Raw genomic sequence first — 14,549 nt, forward strand, 5'->3', positions numbered from 1 at the left:
GGGTGGGACTCCCATCCCGTCGATCCGAATCGCGGCCTACCAGTGAGTAGTATTCGGGTCTAAGCTTCCGCCATGACGGCAGTGCATGTCCCTGGCGCCCCTCTCGTCGAGGCGGACCAGCTGGTCTCCACCAGTCCCGCCACCGGTGCCGAGGCCGGTCGCCTCCCGGTCGCCACCGACGCCGACGTACGACAGGCCGTCGAGCGCGCACGCGCCGCCGGCGAGTGGTGGGCCGGGCTCGGCTTCGCCGGCCGTCGCGCGCGGCTGCTGCGCTGGCGCGCCCTGCTCGCCAAGCGGATCGAGCAGCTCGCCGAGCTGGTGCACGTGGAGGGCGGCAAGCCGGTCGCCGATGCCATCGTCGAGATCGTCACCGCGATCGAGCACATCGACTGGGCCGCCCGCAACGCCGCGCGGGTGCTCGGCCCCCGCCGGGTACGGTCCCGCCTCATCCTCGCCGAGTTCTCCGGGCACCTCGAATACCAGCCGTACGGCGTGGTCGGCGTGATCGGGCCGTGGAACTATCCGGTCTTCACCCCGATCGGCTCCGCCGCGTACGCCCTCGCCGCCGGCAACGCCGTGGTGCTCAAGCCGAGCGAGTACACGCCCGCCACCGGCCAGTGGCTGGTGGACAGCTTCGCCGAGGTGGTGCCCGAGCAGCCGGTGTTCACGGCGGTGCACGGGCTGGGCGACGTGGGCGCCGCGCTCTGCCGCTCCGGGGTCGCCAAGGTGGCCTTCACCGGCTCCACCGCGACGGCCCGCAAGGTGATGGCCGCCTGCGCCGAGACGCTGACCCCGGTGCTGATCGAGGGCGGCGGCAAGGACGCCATGATCGTCGACAGCGACGCGAATCTGGATGCCGCCGCCGAGGCGTGCGTGTGGGGCGGCATGACCAACGCCGGTCAGACCTGCATCGGCATCGAGCGGGTGTACGTCGTCGACCCCGTCTTCGACGCCTTCGTCGACAAGGTGGTGACCCGCGCCGGTCGGCTGACCGTCGGGCCGGAGGGCACCGACATCGGCCCGATCACGATGCCCACCCAGCTCGACGTGATCCGCCGCCACATCGACGCCGCCATCGCCTCCGGCGGACGCGCCGTGCTGGGCGGCCCGGACGCGGTGCAGCCGCCGTACGTCCACCCGACCGTTCTCGTGGACGTCCCGGAGGACTCGGCCGCCGTGCGGGAGGAGACCTTCGGCCCGACGCTGACCATCAACCGGGTCCGCGACGCCGACGAGGCCGTCAGCCGCGCCAACGCCCTGCCGTACGGCCTCGGGGGTTCGGTCTTCGGCCGGCGCCGCGCGGTCGCCATCGCCCGGCGGATGCGCTCCGGGATGGCCTCGATCAACTCCAGCCTGACCTTCGCGGGGATGTCCACGCTGCCGTTCGGCGGGGTCGGCGACTCGGGCTTCGGGCGCATCCACGGAGAGGACGGGCTACGCGAGTTCGGTCGGGCCAAGGCCGTCACCCGGCGGCGCGGCCGGTCGCTGCTGCCGTCGATGACCTTCGACCGCACCCCGACCGACGTGGCACGACTCGTCCGCGTCATCAAGACGATGTACGGAAGGTGAGTGTCGGATAACCGATCTCCAATGGGATCGGCGAATCCACATGTTTATCCCCAGTAGGCGCGGCGGTACATTGCGTTAAATGGGCCCTAATCGATTGCGCTACCGCCTTGTCGACAGTGACCGGTCGTGGAGCGCTCGGCGGCGGCGGCACCGCGCGGACTGGCTGGCGCGCACCTTCCCCGACCTGGGGGACATGCACGTCGTCGACCTCGGCGGCCGGCTCGGCACCTGGCACCGCGCCACCGTACGACCGGCCCGCGTGACCGTCGTCAACCTGGAACAACCACCCGTCGCCGTGCCGGAATGGGCCCACGTCGAGCAGGCCGACGCCTGCGAGCTGCCGGCACGCCTCGCCAAGGGCGACTACGACCTGGTCTTCTCCAACTCGGTGCTGGAGCACGTAGGCGGGCACGAGCGCCGCCTACGGTTCGCCGCCACCGCCCGTGCGCTGGCCGACCGGCACTGGGTGCAGACGCCCTACCGCTACTTCCCCATCGAGCCACACTGGATCGCGCCCGGAATGCAGTTCCTGCCGGTACGACTGCGCACCGCGCTCGCCCGCCGCTGGCCACTGGGCCACAAACCCACCCGCAGCCACGAGGCCGCGATCCACCAGGTGCTGTGGACCGAGCTGCTGGACCGCTCGCAGATGCGGCACTACTTCCCCGACTCGCGGATGCTCGTCGAGCGCGTGATCGGCCTGCCGAAATCGCTGATCGCGGTACGGACCGGCGCGTGAGCGGTCAGAAGAGGGTCAGCTCGTCCTTCTCGATGCCGCGCAACTTGTCGTAGTCCACGACGACGCACCGGATGCCCCGGTCGGTGGCGAGCACCCGCGCCTGCGGCTTGATCTCCTGCGCGGCGAAGACACCGCTGACCGGGCTGAGCAGCGGATCACGGTTCATCAGTTCGAGGTAACGGGTGAGCTGCTCCACCCCGTCGATCTCACCGCGCCGCTTGACCTCGACGGCGACCGCACCGGAGTTGGCGTCCCGGCAGAGCAGGTCGACCGGACCGATCGCCGTCATGTACTCGCGGCGGACCAGCGTGTACCCCTCACCCAGCACACCCGGGTTGGCGGCCAGCAACTCCTGTAGATGCGCCTCCACCCCGTCCTTGCGCAGGCCCGGATCCACACCCAGCTCGTACGAGGTGTCCTGGAAGATCTCCTCCAGGGTGATCCGCAGTTCCTCGCCGGCCTTGTTGACGACCCGCCACACGCCTGGCGCCTCCTCCAGCCGACAGGGCGGGCTCATCCAGTTCAGCGGCTTGTACGCCCGGTCGTCGGCATGGATCGACACCGACCCGTCCGCCTTCACCATCAACAGCCGGGTGGCTGGCGGCAGGTGAGCCGAGAGCCGTCCAACGTAGTCCACCGAGCACTTCGCAATGACCAACCGCACCCGACGAGGGTAGCCGAGCACCCGCCGGTCGCCACCGAGCGGGACTGGCGCGTCGATGCGATGCTGAGACCGTGCTCGAAGTTCTCACCGGTACCGGCCTCGCCGCCTCGGCGGGGTTGAACGCCTACATACCCCTGCTCACCCTCGGCCTGCTCGCCCGCTACAGCGACCTCATCGACCTGCCCAGCGGCTGGGCGTGGCTCGGCAACGGCTGGGTCATCGTCATCCTCGCCGTACTGCTCGCCGTGGAGATGGTGGCCGACAAGGTGCCGGTCGTCGATCACATCAACGACGTCGTGCAGACCGTGGTCCGCCCCACCGCCGGCGGTCTCGCCTTCGGCGCCGGATCGTCCTCGGAGACGGTGACCGTCAGCGACCCGGGAAGCTTCTTCTCCAGTCACCAGTGGGTGCCGGTGGCCACCGGCGTCGCGCTCGCGTTCGGCGTACACCTGCTCAAGTCCGCCGCACGCCCGGTCGTCAACGCGACCACCGCCGGATTCGGCGCCCCGGTCGCCAGCACCGCCGAGGACGCCACAAGCGTGATCGTGTCACTGGTGGCGATCATCCTGCCGGTGCTGGTCCTGGCGTTCCTGCTCGGCCTGGTGTTCTTCGTCTTCTGGTTCGTACGCCGCCGCTCCGAACGCCGCCGCGAACGCGAAGCGGCCCGCGCCGCCGGCTTCCGCGTCTGACGTCGAACATGCCGATGGCCGGCACCCCTTTGCGGGGGTGCCGGCCATCGTGTCTGTGTGTGGTGGGTCAGCTGTTCCAGTGCTGGGCGACCAGGTCGGCGGCCTGCTGCTCCCACTGCGCGTACGCGTCCGGGTACGCCGAGACCTGCACGGTCTGCGCGGCGTCGGTCAGCGGCATGTCCTGCCAGCCGTCGACCTGCTTCAGACCCTTGAGGAACGCCGTCGTCGAGTACTCCGGGTCGGTGATCTGCTCCGGCGTGCCCCAACCACTGGACGGGCGCTGCTGGAACAGGCCCAACGAGTCGTGGTCGTTGCGGTCGCCGAGGTGGCCGAGGTTCTCCAGCTTCGACTCCTGCAGGCTCGTCGCGATCGAGATGACCGCCGCCCGCTCGGGCAGGCCGGCCTTCTTCGTCGCGGCGATGATCGCCTTGACGTTCGCGGTCTGCTCACCGTTCAGGGTGATGTGCGACTGCTCGCCCTGCGGCTTCGACGCGGCCGTCTGCACCGCGGCGGCGGCCGGCTTGGCGTCGACCGGGTTGGCGTGCGCGGCGACCGGGCCGGCGAACACGCCACCGGCGAAAGCCAGACCAGCAACAGACAGCACACTCTTACGGAAGATCGTGTTCATGGGGGTTAGCTCCTTCGGGGGTAGGAACACCCGCACACCCATCCGGGGGACGGTGACGCGGGTGTGAGCACCTCGTCCGGCGCTGCACAAAGTCTTTGAGGGGTCGGCGGCCTGCAAGCCCGGGAGGCTCGCGGCGCCGGGTCCGTGTGTAACGACCGGCGGGCCGGAGTCATTCCGGGGATGGCCCGTCCGGCGGCACCCACGTGAAGGCGGCGCCTGGGAGGGGGTGCAACGACCGGGCCTGGCCGGGCATTCCCACCCCGGTGGGGGCGGGGCCGAGCCGGTGGTCCTGCGATCGTCAGGGTGTGTAACGACCCCCGGCCGGCCATGATTCCGCCGCACCGGTGCGGCCGGTCACAGCCCACAAGGCCCCATAACCGGACAGACACCCACCCGACGCGACGGGGTGAAGGTCATCACGGGTGTTCCGGGCGATGATCGACTCCGTATCGCCGACGTGGGGGTATCCGGGACGCCACCAGATCGGCGATGTGGTGTCGATCATCAACGTGTGATCGCGCCCGGCGAGATCCTGGACGGAAGAACGCCCCTCCAGGGGCGGAAATCTCGGGCGTTCGGCTCGGGTTCCTGGCGAGCGGGACATCGGGTCAGCCCGAGAGCACGAGCACCGGGCCGGTCCCGGTGACGCCGATTGGCGGGCGGACATATCGCGGTGCGCAAGGCCGACAAATGCCTAGGATCAGACAGAGCCTAGAGGAGGTTGGCAGCATGACCACAGCGATGGAGATGCCTCGGGTCCAGGAGTGCGTGGTCGCGGCGTGTGCGTACAACCAGTCGGGTGACTGCCACGCCTTCGCGATCACGATCGGCAGCATGGATCACGCGCACTGCCACACCTTCGTCGAGTCGCCGGTGCGGGGTGGCGTGGACAGCCTGATCGCCCAGGTGGGCGCCTGCCAGCGTTCCGACTGTCGGCACAACGAGCAGTTGGAGTGCCACGCGTCGTCCATCAAGGTCGGCCCGGACAACGACATGGCCGACTGCATGACGTACGCCGGTCGCTGACCCAGAAAGCGGGCTCAGGGCAGGTCGTTGGCCCGCCGGATGACCGTCACCAGGTCGTCGATGATGCCGGTGAGCGCGAAGTCCTTCGGCGTGAAGACGCGGGCCACTCCGGCGACCCGCAGCGTGTCGGCATCGCCGGCGGGGATGATGCCGCCGACCACCACCGGCAGGTCGCCCCGGCCGGCGGCGCGTAGACCGTCGAGCACCGCAGGCACGGCGGCGAGGTGCGAGCCGGACAGCACGGAGAGCCCGACCAGGTCGACGTCCTCCTCGACGGCGGCGGCCACGATCTGCCCGGCGGTCAGCCTGATGCCCTGGTAGACGACCTCGAAGCCGGCGTCGCGGGCGCGTACCGCGATCTGCTCGGCGCCGTTGGAGTGCCCGTCCAGGCCGGGCTTGCCGACCAGCAGCCGCAGTCGCCCGCTGCCCAGTTCCCGGGCGGTGGCGGTGACCCGTTCACGGACCGCCGCGAGACCGGGGTCTCCGCCGGTCCCGGTGGCGCCGGCCAGGCCGGTGGGTGCCCGGTACTCGCCGAAGACCTGGCGCAGCGCGCCGGCCCACTCGCCGGTGGTCACCCCGGCCCGCACGCACTCCAGGGTGGCCGGCATCAGGTTGGTGGTGGTCGCGGCGTCCGCGCGGAGCCGGGTCAGGGCCCCGTCGACAGCGGCTGTGTCCCGTTCGGCCCGCCACCGGTGTACGGCGTCCGCGGCGGCCGCCTCGACCGCCGGGTCGACCTGCTCGACCGCCTCCGCGCCGGCCGCGGTCAGCGGGGACGGCTCGGTCTCGGCGAAGCGGTTGACCCCGACCACCACGTCGGCGCCGGACTCCATCCGGCGGCGGCGCTCGGCCAGCGAGGCGACAAGCGCGCTCTTGAGGTAGCCGCTCTCCACGGCGGCCACGACGCCGCCCAGCTCCAGCACCTTGTCCAGTTCGACGCGGGCTCCGGTGACGATCTCGTCGACGAGCGCGGTCATCACGTGCGAGCCGGCGAAGATGTCGGGATATTCGAGCAGGTCCGACTCGTACGCCAGGACCTGCTGCATCCGCAGCGACCACTGCTGGTCCCAGGGGCGGGGCAGACCGAGCGCCTCGTTCCAGGCGGGCAGTTGCACCGCGCGGGCGCGGGCGTCGCGGGACAGCGTGACGCCGAGCATCTCCAGCACGATGCGCTGGATGTTGTTCTCCGGCTGCGCCTCGGTCAGGCCGAGTGAGTTGACCTGCACGCCGTAGCGGAAGCGGCGCTGGCGGGCCTCGGTGACGCCGTACCGGTCCCGGGTGATCTCGTCCCAGAGCGCGCCGAACGCGCGCATCTTGGCGATCTCCTCGACGAAACGCACCCCGGCGTTGACGAAGAACGAGATCCGCTGCACCACGTCGCCCATCCGCTCGGCGGGGACCTGGCCGGAGTCGCGGACCGCGTCGAGGACGGCGACGGCGGTGGCCAGCGCGAACCCGACCTCCTGCACGGGCGTGGCCCCGGCCTCCTGGAGGTGGTACGAGCAGATGTTTACCGGGTTCCACCGGGGCATCTCGCGCAGCGTGTACGCGACCACGTCGGCGGTCAGTCGCAGGGACGCGGCCGGCGGGAAGATGTACGTCCCCCGGGACAGGTACTCCTTGATGATGTCGTTCTGCGTGGTGCCGGCGCAGCGGGCCAGCTCGGCGCCCTGCTCCGTCGCCACGGTGCCGTAGAGGGCGAGCAGCCACATCGCCGGGGCGTTGATGGTCATCGAGGTGTTCGTGTCGGCGAGCGGGAGGCCGTCGAAGAGCGCCCGCATGTCGCCGAGGTGCGCCACCGGCACGCCGACCCGGCCGACCTCGCCGGTGGCCAGCTCGTGGTCCGGGTCGTACCCGGTCTGGGTGGGCAGGTCGAAGGCGACCGACAGGCCGGTCTGCCCCTTCGCCAGGTTGCGGCGGAAGAGGGCGTTGGTCGCGGTGGCCGACGAGTGACCGGCGTAGGTGCGCATCACCCACGGGCGATCCCGCTCGGGCAGCCGCCCCGGGTATGCCGTCTCATCCATGGCCGGAGTCTAAGTTACCGTTCAGTAAAACGGGTTGTGGAAAACCACACAGGCCCATGTCGCGGACGACCGGGTCAGAAGCTCTCGCGGTGGCGCTGACCGCCACACCCCGGGCAGCAGGCCGGACAGGTTAGGACGCACACTGGACGGCATGGATGACGAGCTGGCCATCTCCGTCCGAGGGCTGCGCAAGGCGTACGGCGACAACGTGGCGGTGGCGGGCGTGGATCTCGACGTGCACCGCGGTGAGGTGTTCGCGTTGCTCGGCCCGAACGGCGCCGGCAAGACCACCACCGTGGAGATCCTGGAGGGCTACCGGCACCGGGATGCCGGCGAGGTCTCCGTGCTCGGTACGGACCCGGCCCGTCCGGACGCCGACTGGCGCTCCCGCGTGGGCATCGTGCTCCAGGGCACCGGCGAGTTCGACGAGCTGACCGTGGCCGAGGTGATCCGGCACTTCTCCGGCTTCTACCCGGACGCGGACGACCCGGAGAAGGTGATCGAGCGGGTCGGGTTGGCCGGCAAGGCGAAGGCCCGTACGCACACCCTCTCCGGCGGGCAGAAGCGCCGCCTGGACGTGGCGCTGGGCATCATCGGCCGCCCCGAGTTGCTCTTCCTCGACGAGCCGACCACCGGTTTCGACCCGGAGGCCCGCCGCGAGTTCTGGGAGCTGATCCGCGACCTCGCGGCGGCCGGGACCACAATCGTGCTCACCACCCACTACCTGGACGAGGCGGAGGCCCTCGCGGACCGGGTCGGCGTGATCGCCGGCGGCCGGCTGGTCGAGGTGGCCGCCCCGAACCGGCTGGGCAACCGGCAGGAGGCTCTGGCCACGGTCTCCTGGCGTACCCCCGAAGGGACGGTGGAGAGCGCGCAGAGCGCGACGCCGACGGCCCTCGTGGCCGACCTGGCCGCGCGCCACGGCGGCGAGGTCCCCGGCCTCACGGTGACCCGGCCGACCCTCGAGGACGTCTACCTCACGATGATCGGACATGCGCGATGACCACCACGACGAAGCCGGCGACGCCGGTCACCGTGACCCGAGGCCGTCGGCCCGGCGCTGGCGCGCTCGCACTGCGCCAGGGTCGGCTGGAGATCACCCAGTTCCTGCGCAGCCGGGAGTCAGTGGTCTTCACGATGGGCTTCCCCATCATCATGATCCTGATCTTCGCGTCGATCTTCAGCGGCGAGATCGGCGGCGGGGTCAAGTTCACCCAGTACTTCATCACCGGCATGATCGCGACCGGCCTGATGACTGTGAGCTTCCAGAACCTGGGCATCTGGATCCCGATCGAGCGCGACCGGGGCGTGCTGAAGCGGTACCGGGGTACGCCGATGCCCAAGTGGGTCTGGTTCGCCGGCAAGGTGATCATGGTGGTGGCGATCGGCATCGCCGAGACCGCGCTGCTGCTGGCCGTCGCCGTCGCGCTGTTCGACCTCGACCTGCCGGGCACCGCCGCGAAGTGGTTCACCTTCGCCTGGGTGGCCGCGCTCGGGGTGACCGCCTGCACCCTGTGCGGCATCGCCATCTCGTCGCTGGCCCGCACCGCCCGCAGCGGCTCGGCGGTGGTCACCCCGGTCTCCCTGGTGCTCCAGTTCATCTCCGGGGTGTTCTTCGTCTTCACCGACCTGCCCACCTGGATGCAGCAGGTCGCCGCGCTGTTCCCGCTCAAGTGGATGTGCCAGGGACTGCGCTCGGTGTTCCTGCCGGAGAGCTTCGGCGCCCAGGAGCCCGGCGGCTCGTTCGAGCTGGGCCGGGTCGCGCTGGTACTCGGCCTGTGGTGCGTGATCGGTCTGGTGCTCTGCCTGACCACGTTCCGCTGGACCACCAAGCGCGACGGCTGACCGGTCGGCCGGGGCGGGATTCGCCCCGGCCGGCGTCGCTCAGTACGTGTAGAAGCCCTTGCCGGTCTTGCGGCCCAGGTCGCCGGCGGTGACCATGCGCTGGAGCAGCTCCGGCGGGAAGAACTTCTCGTCGGCCGTGTCGGTGTAGATGTTCTTCGAGGCGTGCAGCAGCACGTCCACCCCGGTCAGGTCGGTGGTGGCCAGCGGGCCCATGGCGTGCCCGAAGCCCAGCCGGCAGGCGGTGTCCAGGTCCTCGGCGGAGACCACGCCGGACTCGACCAGCTTGACCGCCTCCACCACCAGGGCGGAGATCAGCCGGGTGGTGACGAAACCGGCGATGTCCCGGTTGACCACCACCACCGTCTTGCCGATCTCCTCGGCGAAGGCCCGCACCGTGGCCAGGGTGGCGTCGCTGGTCTTGTAGCCGCGCACCAGCTCGCAGAGCTGCATCATCGGCACCGGGGAGAAGAAGTGGGTGCCGACGACCGCCTCGGGCCGCTCGGTCACCGCGGCGATCTGGGTGACCGGGATGGCCGAGGTGTTGGTGGCGAGCACCGCGTCGGACTTGCAGATCTTGTCCAGGGCGCGGAACACCTCGTGCTTGATCTCCAGCCGTTCGAAGACCGCCTCGACCACGATGTCCGCGTCCGCCGCCGCCTCCAGGTCGGTGGTCGGGGTGATCCGCGCCAGCGTCGCCTCGACGTCGGACGCCTCGATCCTGCCCTTCTCGGCGAACTTCTCCAGCGACTTCCGGATGCCGCCGAGCCCCCGGGTGGTGGCCGCGTCGTCCAGGTCGCGCAGCGTCACCTGCCAGCCCGCCTGCGCCGCCACCTGGGCGATGCCGGAACCCATCAGCCCAGCCCCGACGACCGCGAGTCGACCCGCCATCTACTTCTCCCTCGCTGCGATTGAGTGCCTTCCTGCACCCTAGTCGGCGAGCCTGAACGACGGCTAAGTGGCTGCGGCGTCAGATCTCCAGCGACGGTTCGTCCGGCGCGGTGCCCCGCTCCACCGCCACCCCCAGCGCCCGCAGATCGGCCACGAAGTCCGGGTAACCCCTGTCGACATGGTGCACGTGGGAGACCTCGGTGACCCCGTCCGCGCAGAGCCCGGCGATGATCAGCCCGGCCCCGGCGCGGATGTCGGTGGCCCGCACCGGCGCGCCGGACAACCGCTCCCGACCCCGGACCACCGCGTGGTGCCCGTCGGTCTTGATGTCCGCGCCGAGGCGCATCATCTCGTTGGCGAACATGAACCGGCCGTCGAAGATGTTCTCGGTGATCAGCGAGGCGCCGTCGCTGACCGCGGCCAGCCCGATCGCCATCGGCAGCAGGTCGGTGGCGAAGCCTGGGTACGGCAGGGTCACCACGTCCACCGCGCGGGGCCGGTCGTCCATCCGTACCCGGAAGCCGTCCCCCCGGGTCTCCACCAGGCCGCCGGCCGCGACGACCTTGTCCAGCGCGACCTCCAGGAAGGCCGGGTCCAGACCGGTCACCGTGACGTCTCCCCGGGTCATCGCCGCACCGAACGCCCAGGTGCCGGCGACGATCCGGTCCCCCACCGTGGCGTGGCGCACCGGGCGCAGCCCGGGAACCCCGGTGATCCGCAGGGTGGACGTGCCGGCGCCGGAGATCCGCGCGCCCATCTGGTTGAGCATGGTGCAGATGTCGACGATCTCCGGCTCCCGGGCCGCGTTGTCGATCATCGTGGTGCCCTGGGCGAGCACCGCGGCCATCACCAGGTTCTCGGTCGCGCCCACGCTGGGGAAGTCCAGCACGATGTCGGCGCCACGCAGCCCGTGCGGCGCGGAGGCGATGACGAACCCGTGCTCGCCGGAGATCTCCGCCCCCATCCGGGTCAGCCCGGAGACGTGCATGTCCAGCCCACGGGAGCCGATCGCGTCACCGCCGGGGTGGGCCACCCGCACGTATCCCCGACGGGCCAGCAGCGGGCCGAGCACACAGATCGACGCGCGCAGCCGGCGGACCAGGTCGTAGTCGGCCTCCGCGCCCGGCTGCTCGGGCACGTCGATGGTCACCGAACGGGACCGCGCGACACCGCCTCGAGCGACCATCGGGTCGACCGGATCGTCGGCGTCGAACTCGACGTCGCAACCCAGCCGGCGCAACACCTCACCCATGATCGCGATGTCGGTGATCCGTGGGACGTTGGTGATGACGCTGCGACCCGGGGCGAGCAGCGCGGCGGCCATCAGCTTCAACGCCGAATTCTTGGCACCGACGACGTGCACGGTGCCGGTCAGCCGGGCGTCACCGCGGACCCGGATGACGTCGACGTCGCTGACCACCGGATCGCCGGCGTCGCCGGGACCCACCACCGCCGGCCAGGCGGTCGTGGCGTCCGGGCGTGCCGGGATCGTCAGGTCCGGTATCCGTAGGCTGTGCGTCATGGCCGTCCACCTCACGCGCATCTACACCAAGGCCGGCGACGCCGGCATGACCAGGCTGAGCAACAACGAGCAGGTGCCGAAGACCGATCCACGGATCGCCGCGTACGCCGACGTCGACGAGTGCAACGCGGCGATCGGCGTAGCAATCGCCCTGGGACAGCTCGACGAGGAACTGCGGGGCGTGCTGGCGTCGGTGCAGAACGACCTGTTCGACGTCGGCGCCGACCTGTCCACCCCGGTCGAGCCGGACCCGAAGTACCCGCCGCTGCGGGTGACCGAGGAGTACGTCGAGCGCCTGGAGGGCTGGTGCGACGAGTACAACGCACGCCTGAGCAAGCTCGACTCCTTCATCCTCCCCGGCGGCACCGCGGGTGCGGCACTGCTGCACGTGGCGCGCACCACTGCCCGGCGTGCGGAACGAGCGGCGTGGGCGCTGGTCAGCCACGATCCGGACCGGACCAGCCCGCTCCCGGCAAAGTATCTCAACCGGCTCTCCGATCTGCTCTTTATCCTGTCAAGAACGGCAAATCCGGCGGGAGATGTGCTATGGGTGCCGGGCGGTAAGCGCTGAGCGTGGGCGCCCTGCACCACGTGGAGGTGTGGGTTCCCGATCTCGCCGTCGCCACGCGTCGCGGCCGCACCGGACCACGGCTGGTCGCTACTTTTCCCCGACCGCCATCCACACGCCGGCGCCCCGACACCTACGCCGCCTACCTCGCCGACAACCAGAGCTACGAGGCAGAACTGATCGCCACCGGGCAACGGCAGTAGACCCCAAAAGCGCGCCAGACCGACGCACAGCGGGCAAAGACGGGTGTCCGGGGGAGCCCGCCCGGCGCAGGGATCAAGCCTGACCGCCCGGAGCCGGGTGGGCTCCCCCGGAAGCCCAGAGAGCGACCAGAGACGAGCCTCAGGCAGCCGGCCAGTCCTGGGAGGCCATACGCGGCGAGACCGCCCCCGGAGGGGCGGCCTCGAGCCAGGAGAGGAATCCGGTCACTGTCGACCGCGCCATGGCGATCTCGACCGGTGCGTGGTGACTGGTACACCGCAGGATCACCCAGTCGGCCGGCATGGAGAGCCGTTCCTGCCCTTCGGGCAGCCGTCGGCGCTCGACCGCGAGATCCTTGCGGGACAGGACCCGCTTGGGGCGCAGGGCGAAGCTGAACATCCGGTACCAGCGCAGCTCGTCACCGGCGAACCGGCCGAAGCCGGGCGACCAGCCACGACCGTCGAGGACTGTGGTGACCCGGACGCTGAGCCGGATGATGCCACCGCTGCGGGTGACCACGGCCCGCCGGACGAAGAGGACGAGGAGCGCGACGAGGATGACGGCGACGCCGATCCCGATCCCTTCGACGATCTCCATCCCCGGTATGGCTCAGCGGCTCTGCGCGGAAACCGGGGTAGCGCTCTCGGCCAGCACGGTGACGCCGTCGGCGCTCACCGAGAGGAAGCCACCGGCCACGTCGTACGCGACCTGCTCACCGCCGGCCAGCTTGATGCGGACCTGGCCGGGCTCGGCGAGCTGGCCGAGCAGCGGAGCGTGCCCCGGCAGGACACCAAGCTCACCCTCGGTCGTCCGGGCGACGACCATCTCGGCGTCACCGGACCAGACCTTCTCCTCGACGGCGACGAGCTCGACGTGAAGCTGCTGTGCCACGCTGTCTCCTTGCTGCGGCGGCGGATTGCCGAAAGTCTAGCCGTGACTCCGGCGCGCTCCCCACGCGGGTGGGAAAACAACGCCCCGACTACTTGGTCTTGTTCTGGAATTCCGGATGCTCCAGGAGGAACGGGTCCAGTTGCTCGTTGTGCAGGGCCGCGAAGAAGTCGGGGACGCCCTCCTGGAACTGTTCACCCAGGTACTTCTTACCGTCGTACACTCCCCCGCCAGGCAGCTTGATCATCTGAATGGTGTTGGGGCGGATGTCCTTCAGTGCGAGCCCGAAGTCGACGACGCTGTTGCCCCGACCGTTGAAGATCAACGACTGGCCGGCCGCGCGGAGCACCTTGTCCAGCTTGATCGGGTTGGCCACCACGTCGGCGCTGAACGCCTGACCCACCATGGCCTTGACGAACTGCTGCTGGTGGCGCTGCCGACCGTAGTCGGCATCCGGGACACCGTTCTTCGGGTAGCGCTGCCGGACGTAGTCCAACGCCTGCCACCCCTTGAGGTGGTGGTTGCCCTTCGTGTAGACCGCCTGCGGGCCGACGTAGCCCTCGCCGCGCGTGTTGCCCGGCCGCGGCTTGCCGTCCGGCTGCTTGTGCTCGGACCGCACCTCGCGCTCGACGTACATGTCGACACCACCCATCGCGTCGACGATCTTCTGGAAGCCTGTGAAGTTGATGATCGCGCCGGCGTCGAACCGCTTGATGCCCGTCACGTTCTGCACAGTCGTGGCCAGCAGCTCGAAGCCGCGCGCCGCGTCGGGGTTCGCGTCGGGCACCCGGCTGCCGAACGACATGGCAGCGTTGATCTTCGTCTTCTCGCCGTGGAAGTTGGCCTTCTTGAAGGCGGGGATATCGACGTAGAGGTCGCGTGGCAACGAGAAGAGATACGCCCGGTCCATCGACGCCGGCACGTGCAGGATCATGATCGAGTCGGCAAGCGGCGCCGCCGTGGGCGTACGCGGGTCGATGCCCACCAGCAGGATGTTGAGGGGGCCCTTGATGTCGCTCTTCTTCTCCTTGGCGCCCGCCGCCTGGTCGCCGAAGAGGTCGGCCTTGCCGACCGCGCCCTCGTAGCGGGCCATCAGCACCTCGGTGCCGACCAGCGCCGCCCCGCTGAGCATGGTCAACACGGCGCCGAACACCGTGCAGACCCTCGCCCAGCGTGGGACGCCCCGCCACACGGACTTCCTGCGGCCACTCTTGCCGGCCTTAGCCACGAGCATCTCCGTTCGTTACGCCCACGTGGGAAAGACGGGCGCACGTCGCCGAAAGGTTGCAAAGATGAACGCT

The 14,549-nt window shown here is 70.2% G+C and carries 16 protein-coding genes; 8 read left to right on the forward strand and 8 right to left on the reverse strand.

Annotation, left to right across the window (positions count from 1 at the left end):
* Positions 1 to 72: 72 nt before the first annotated feature.
* The gene (locus tag FHG89_RS03285; protein WP_139582658.1) at positions 73 to 1,569 is read left to right on the forward strand and encodes an aldehyde dehydrogenase family protein; all 1,497 of its coding nucleotides are present in this window, start codon (positions 73 to 75) and stop codon (positions 1,567 to 1,569) included.
* Positions 1,570 to 1,648: 79 nt separating this feature from the next.
* Positions 1,649 to 2,308 carry an SAM-dependent methyltransferase gene (locus FHG89_RS03290; RefSeq protein ID WP_139582660.1) on the forward strand — a complete coding sequence of 220 codons (660 nt, stop codon included), beginning with the start codon at positions 1,649 to 1,651 and terminating at the stop codon, positions 2,306 to 2,308.
* Positions 2,309 to 2,312: 4 nt separating this feature from the next.
* Here FHG89_RS03290 and nucS read toward each other — a convergent pair whose 3' ends face one another.
* Positions 2,313 to 2,972 carry an endonuclease NucS gene (gene nucS, locus FHG89_RS03295; protein WP_139582662.1) on the reverse strand — a complete coding sequence of 220 codons (660 nt, stop codon included), beginning with the start codon at positions 2,970 to 2,972 and terminating at the stop codon, positions 2,313 to 2,315.
* A gap of 71 nt (positions 2,973 to 3,043) precedes the next feature.
* Here nucS and FHG89_RS03300 point away from each other — a divergent pair, with 71 nt between their 5' ends.
* Entirely contained in the window at positions 3,044 to 3,661 is a 618-nt protein-coding gene (locus FHG89_RS03300; RefSeq protein WP_139582664.1) for a DUF4126 domain-containing protein, read from the forward strand.
* 67 nt (positions 3,662 to 3,728) lie between these two features.
* Here the strand turns inward: FHG89_RS03300 and FHG89_RS03305 are convergent, their stop codons facing one another.
* A complete protein-coding gene (locus FHG89_RS03305; RefSeq protein ID WP_139582666.1) occupies positions 3,729 to 4,289 on the reverse strand; it encodes a hypothetical protein in 561 nt (186 codons plus the stop codon).
* Between the two features lie 729 nt (positions 4,290 to 5,018).
* Between FHG89_RS03305 and FHG89_RS03310 the strand changes: the two genes are divergently transcribed.
* Positions 5,019 to 5,315 carry a DUF1540 domain-containing protein gene (locus tag FHG89_RS03310; RefSeq protein ID WP_139582667.1) on the forward strand — a complete coding sequence of 99 codons (297 nt, stop codon included), beginning with the start codon at positions 5,019 to 5,021 and terminating at the stop codon, positions 5,313 to 5,315.
* A 14-nt stretch (positions 5,316 to 5,329) separates the two neighbouring features.
* Here FHG89_RS03310 and FHG89_RS03315 read toward each other — a convergent pair whose 3' ends face one another.
* Positions 5,330 to 7,336, reverse strand: coding sequence for a protein meaA (locus FHG89_RS03315; protein WP_139582669.1), 2,007 nt, complete (start codon positions 7,334 to 7,336; stop codon positions 5,330 to 5,332).
* 151 nt (positions 7,337 to 7,487) lie between these two features.
* Here FHG89_RS03315 and FHG89_RS03320 point away from each other — a divergent pair, with 151 nt between their 5' ends.
* Together FHG89_RS03320 and FHG89_RS03325 are read left to right on the forward strand one after the other, a co-directional pair.
* The gene (locus FHG89_RS03320) at positions 7,488 to 8,339 is read left to right on the forward strand and encodes an ABC transporter ATP-binding protein (protein ID WP_139582670.1); all 852 of its coding nucleotides are present in this window, start codon (positions 7,488 to 7,490) and stop codon (positions 8,337 to 8,339) included.
* On the forward strand, positions 8,336 to 9,181 hold the full coding sequence (locus FHG89_RS03325) for an ABC transporter permease (RefSeq protein ID WP_139582672.1): 846 nt from the start codon (positions 8,336 to 8,338) through the stop codon (positions 9,179 to 9,181). Before FHG89_RS03320 ends, FHG89_RS03325 begins: the two co-directional genes overlap by 4 nt.
* 39 nt (positions 9,182 to 9,220) lie before the next feature.
* Here FHG89_RS03325 and FHG89_RS03330 read toward each other — a convergent pair whose 3' ends face one another.
* Positions 9,221 to 10,069 (reverse strand): 3-hydroxyacyl-CoA dehydrogenase family protein, encoded by an 849-nt coding sequence (locus FHG89_RS03330; protein ID WP_139582674.1) that lies wholly within the window; start codon positions 10,067 to 10,069, stop codon positions 9,221 to 9,223.
* A 79-nt stretch (positions 10,070 to 10,148) separates the two neighbouring features.
* Entirely contained in the window at positions 10,149 to 11,591 is a 1,443-nt protein-coding gene (gene murA, locus FHG89_RS03335) for a UDP-N-acetylglucosamine 1-carboxyvinyltransferase (protein ID WP_139582675.1), read from the reverse strand.
* On the opposite strand from murA, the gene FHG89_RS03340 reads away from it, so the two are divergent.
* Both FHG89_RS03340 and FHG89_RS03345 read left to right on the forward strand, forming a co-directional pair.
* A complete protein-coding gene (locus tag FHG89_RS03340; RefSeq protein ID WP_139582677.1) occupies positions 11,590 to 12,162 on the forward strand; it encodes a cob(I)yrinic acid a,c-diamide adenosyltransferase in 573 nt (190 codons plus the stop codon). The genes murA and FHG89_RS03340 overlap by 2 nt on opposite strands.
* A gap of 2 nt (positions 12,163 to 12,164) precedes the next feature.
* Positions 12,165 to 12,362, forward strand: coding sequence for a hypothetical protein (locus FHG89_RS03345; RefSeq protein ID WP_244295129.1), 198 nt, complete (start codon positions 12,165 to 12,167; stop codon positions 12,360 to 12,362).
* 139 nt (positions 12,363 to 12,501) lie between these two features.
* On the opposite strand, the gene FHG89_RS03350 is transcribed toward FHG89_RS03345, so the two are convergent.
* The 3 genes from FHG89_RS03350 to FHG89_RS03360 all read right to left on the reverse strand — a co-directional run bounded on the left by FHG89_RS03350 (position 12,502) and on the right by FHG89_RS03360 (position 14,482).
* Positions 12,502 to 12,957 (reverse strand): DUF2550 domain-containing protein, encoded by a 456-nt coding sequence (locus tag FHG89_RS03350; protein WP_139582679.1) that lies wholly within the window; start codon positions 12,955 to 12,957, stop codon positions 12,502 to 12,504.
* Positions 12,958 to 12,969: 12 nt separating this feature from the next.
* Positions 12,970 to 13,251: a F0F1 ATP synthase subunit epsilon gene (locus FHG89_RS03355; RefSeq protein ID WP_112584025.1), complete on the reverse strand. Its 282-nt coding sequence runs from the start codon at positions 13,249 to 13,251 to the stop codon at positions 12,970 to 12,972.
* An 88-nt stretch (positions 13,252 to 13,339) separates the two neighbouring features.
* The gene (locus FHG89_RS03360) at positions 13,340 to 14,482 is read right to left on the reverse strand and encodes an LCP family protein (protein ID WP_139582681.1); all 1,143 of its coding nucleotides are present in this window, start codon (positions 14,480 to 14,482) and stop codon (positions 13,340 to 13,342) included.
* Positions 14,483 to 14,549: the final 67 nt, after the last annotated feature.

It is taken from the genome of Micromonospora orduensis (assembly GCF_006228125.1).
Classification (GTDB): Bacteria; Actinomycetota; Actinomycetes; order Mycobacteriales; family Micromonosporaceae; genus Micromonospora; species Micromonospora orduensis.

Coding starts and splice junctions, on each gene's coding strand:
- FHG89_RS03285 (WP_139582658.1), top strand. CDS start 73: ATGACGGCAGTGCATGTCCCTGGCGCCCCTCTCGTCGAGGCGGACCAG.
- FHG89_RS03290 (WP_139582660.1), top strand. CDS start 1,649: ATGGGCCCTAATCGATTGCGCTACCGCCTTGTCGACAGTGACCGGTCG.
- FHG89_RS03305 (WP_139582666.1), bottom strand. CDS start 4,289: ATGAACACGATCTTCCGTAAGAGTGTGCTGTCTGTTGCTGGTCTGGCT.
- FHG89_RS03310 (WP_139582667.1), top strand. CDS start 5,019: ATGACCACAGCGATGGAGATGCCTCGGGTCCAGGAGTGCGTGGTCGCG.
- FHG89_RS03315 (WP_139582669.1), bottom strand. CDS start 7,336: ATGGATGAGACGGCATACCCGGGGCGGCTGCCCGAGCGGGATCGCCCG.
- FHG89_RS03320 (WP_139582670.1), top strand. CDS start 7,488: ATGGATGACGAGCTGGCCATCTCCGTCCGAGGGCTGCGCAAGGCGTAC.
- FHG89_RS03325 (WP_139582672.1), top strand. CDS start 8,336: ATGACCACCACGACGAAGCCGGCGACGCCGGTCACCGTGACCCGAGGC.
- FHG89_RS03330 (WP_139582674.1), bottom strand. CDS start 10,069: ATGGCGGGTCGACTCGCGGTCGTCGGGGCTGGGCTGATGGGTTCCGGC.
- FHG89_RS03340 (WP_139582677.1), top strand. CDS start 11,590: ATGGCCGTCCACCTCACGCGCATCTACACCAAGGCCGGCGACGCCGGC.
- murA (WP_139582675.1), bottom strand. CDS start 11,591: ATGACGCACAGCCTACGGATACCGGACCTGACGATCCCGGCACGCCCG.
- FHG89_RS03350 (WP_139582679.1), bottom strand. CDS start 12,957: ATGGAGATCGTCGAAGGGATCGGGATCGGCGTCGCCGTCATCCTCGTC.
- FHG89_RS03360 (WP_139582681.1), bottom strand. CDS start 14,482: ATGCTCGTGGCTAAGGCCGGCAAGAGTGGCCGCAGGAAGTCCGTGTGG.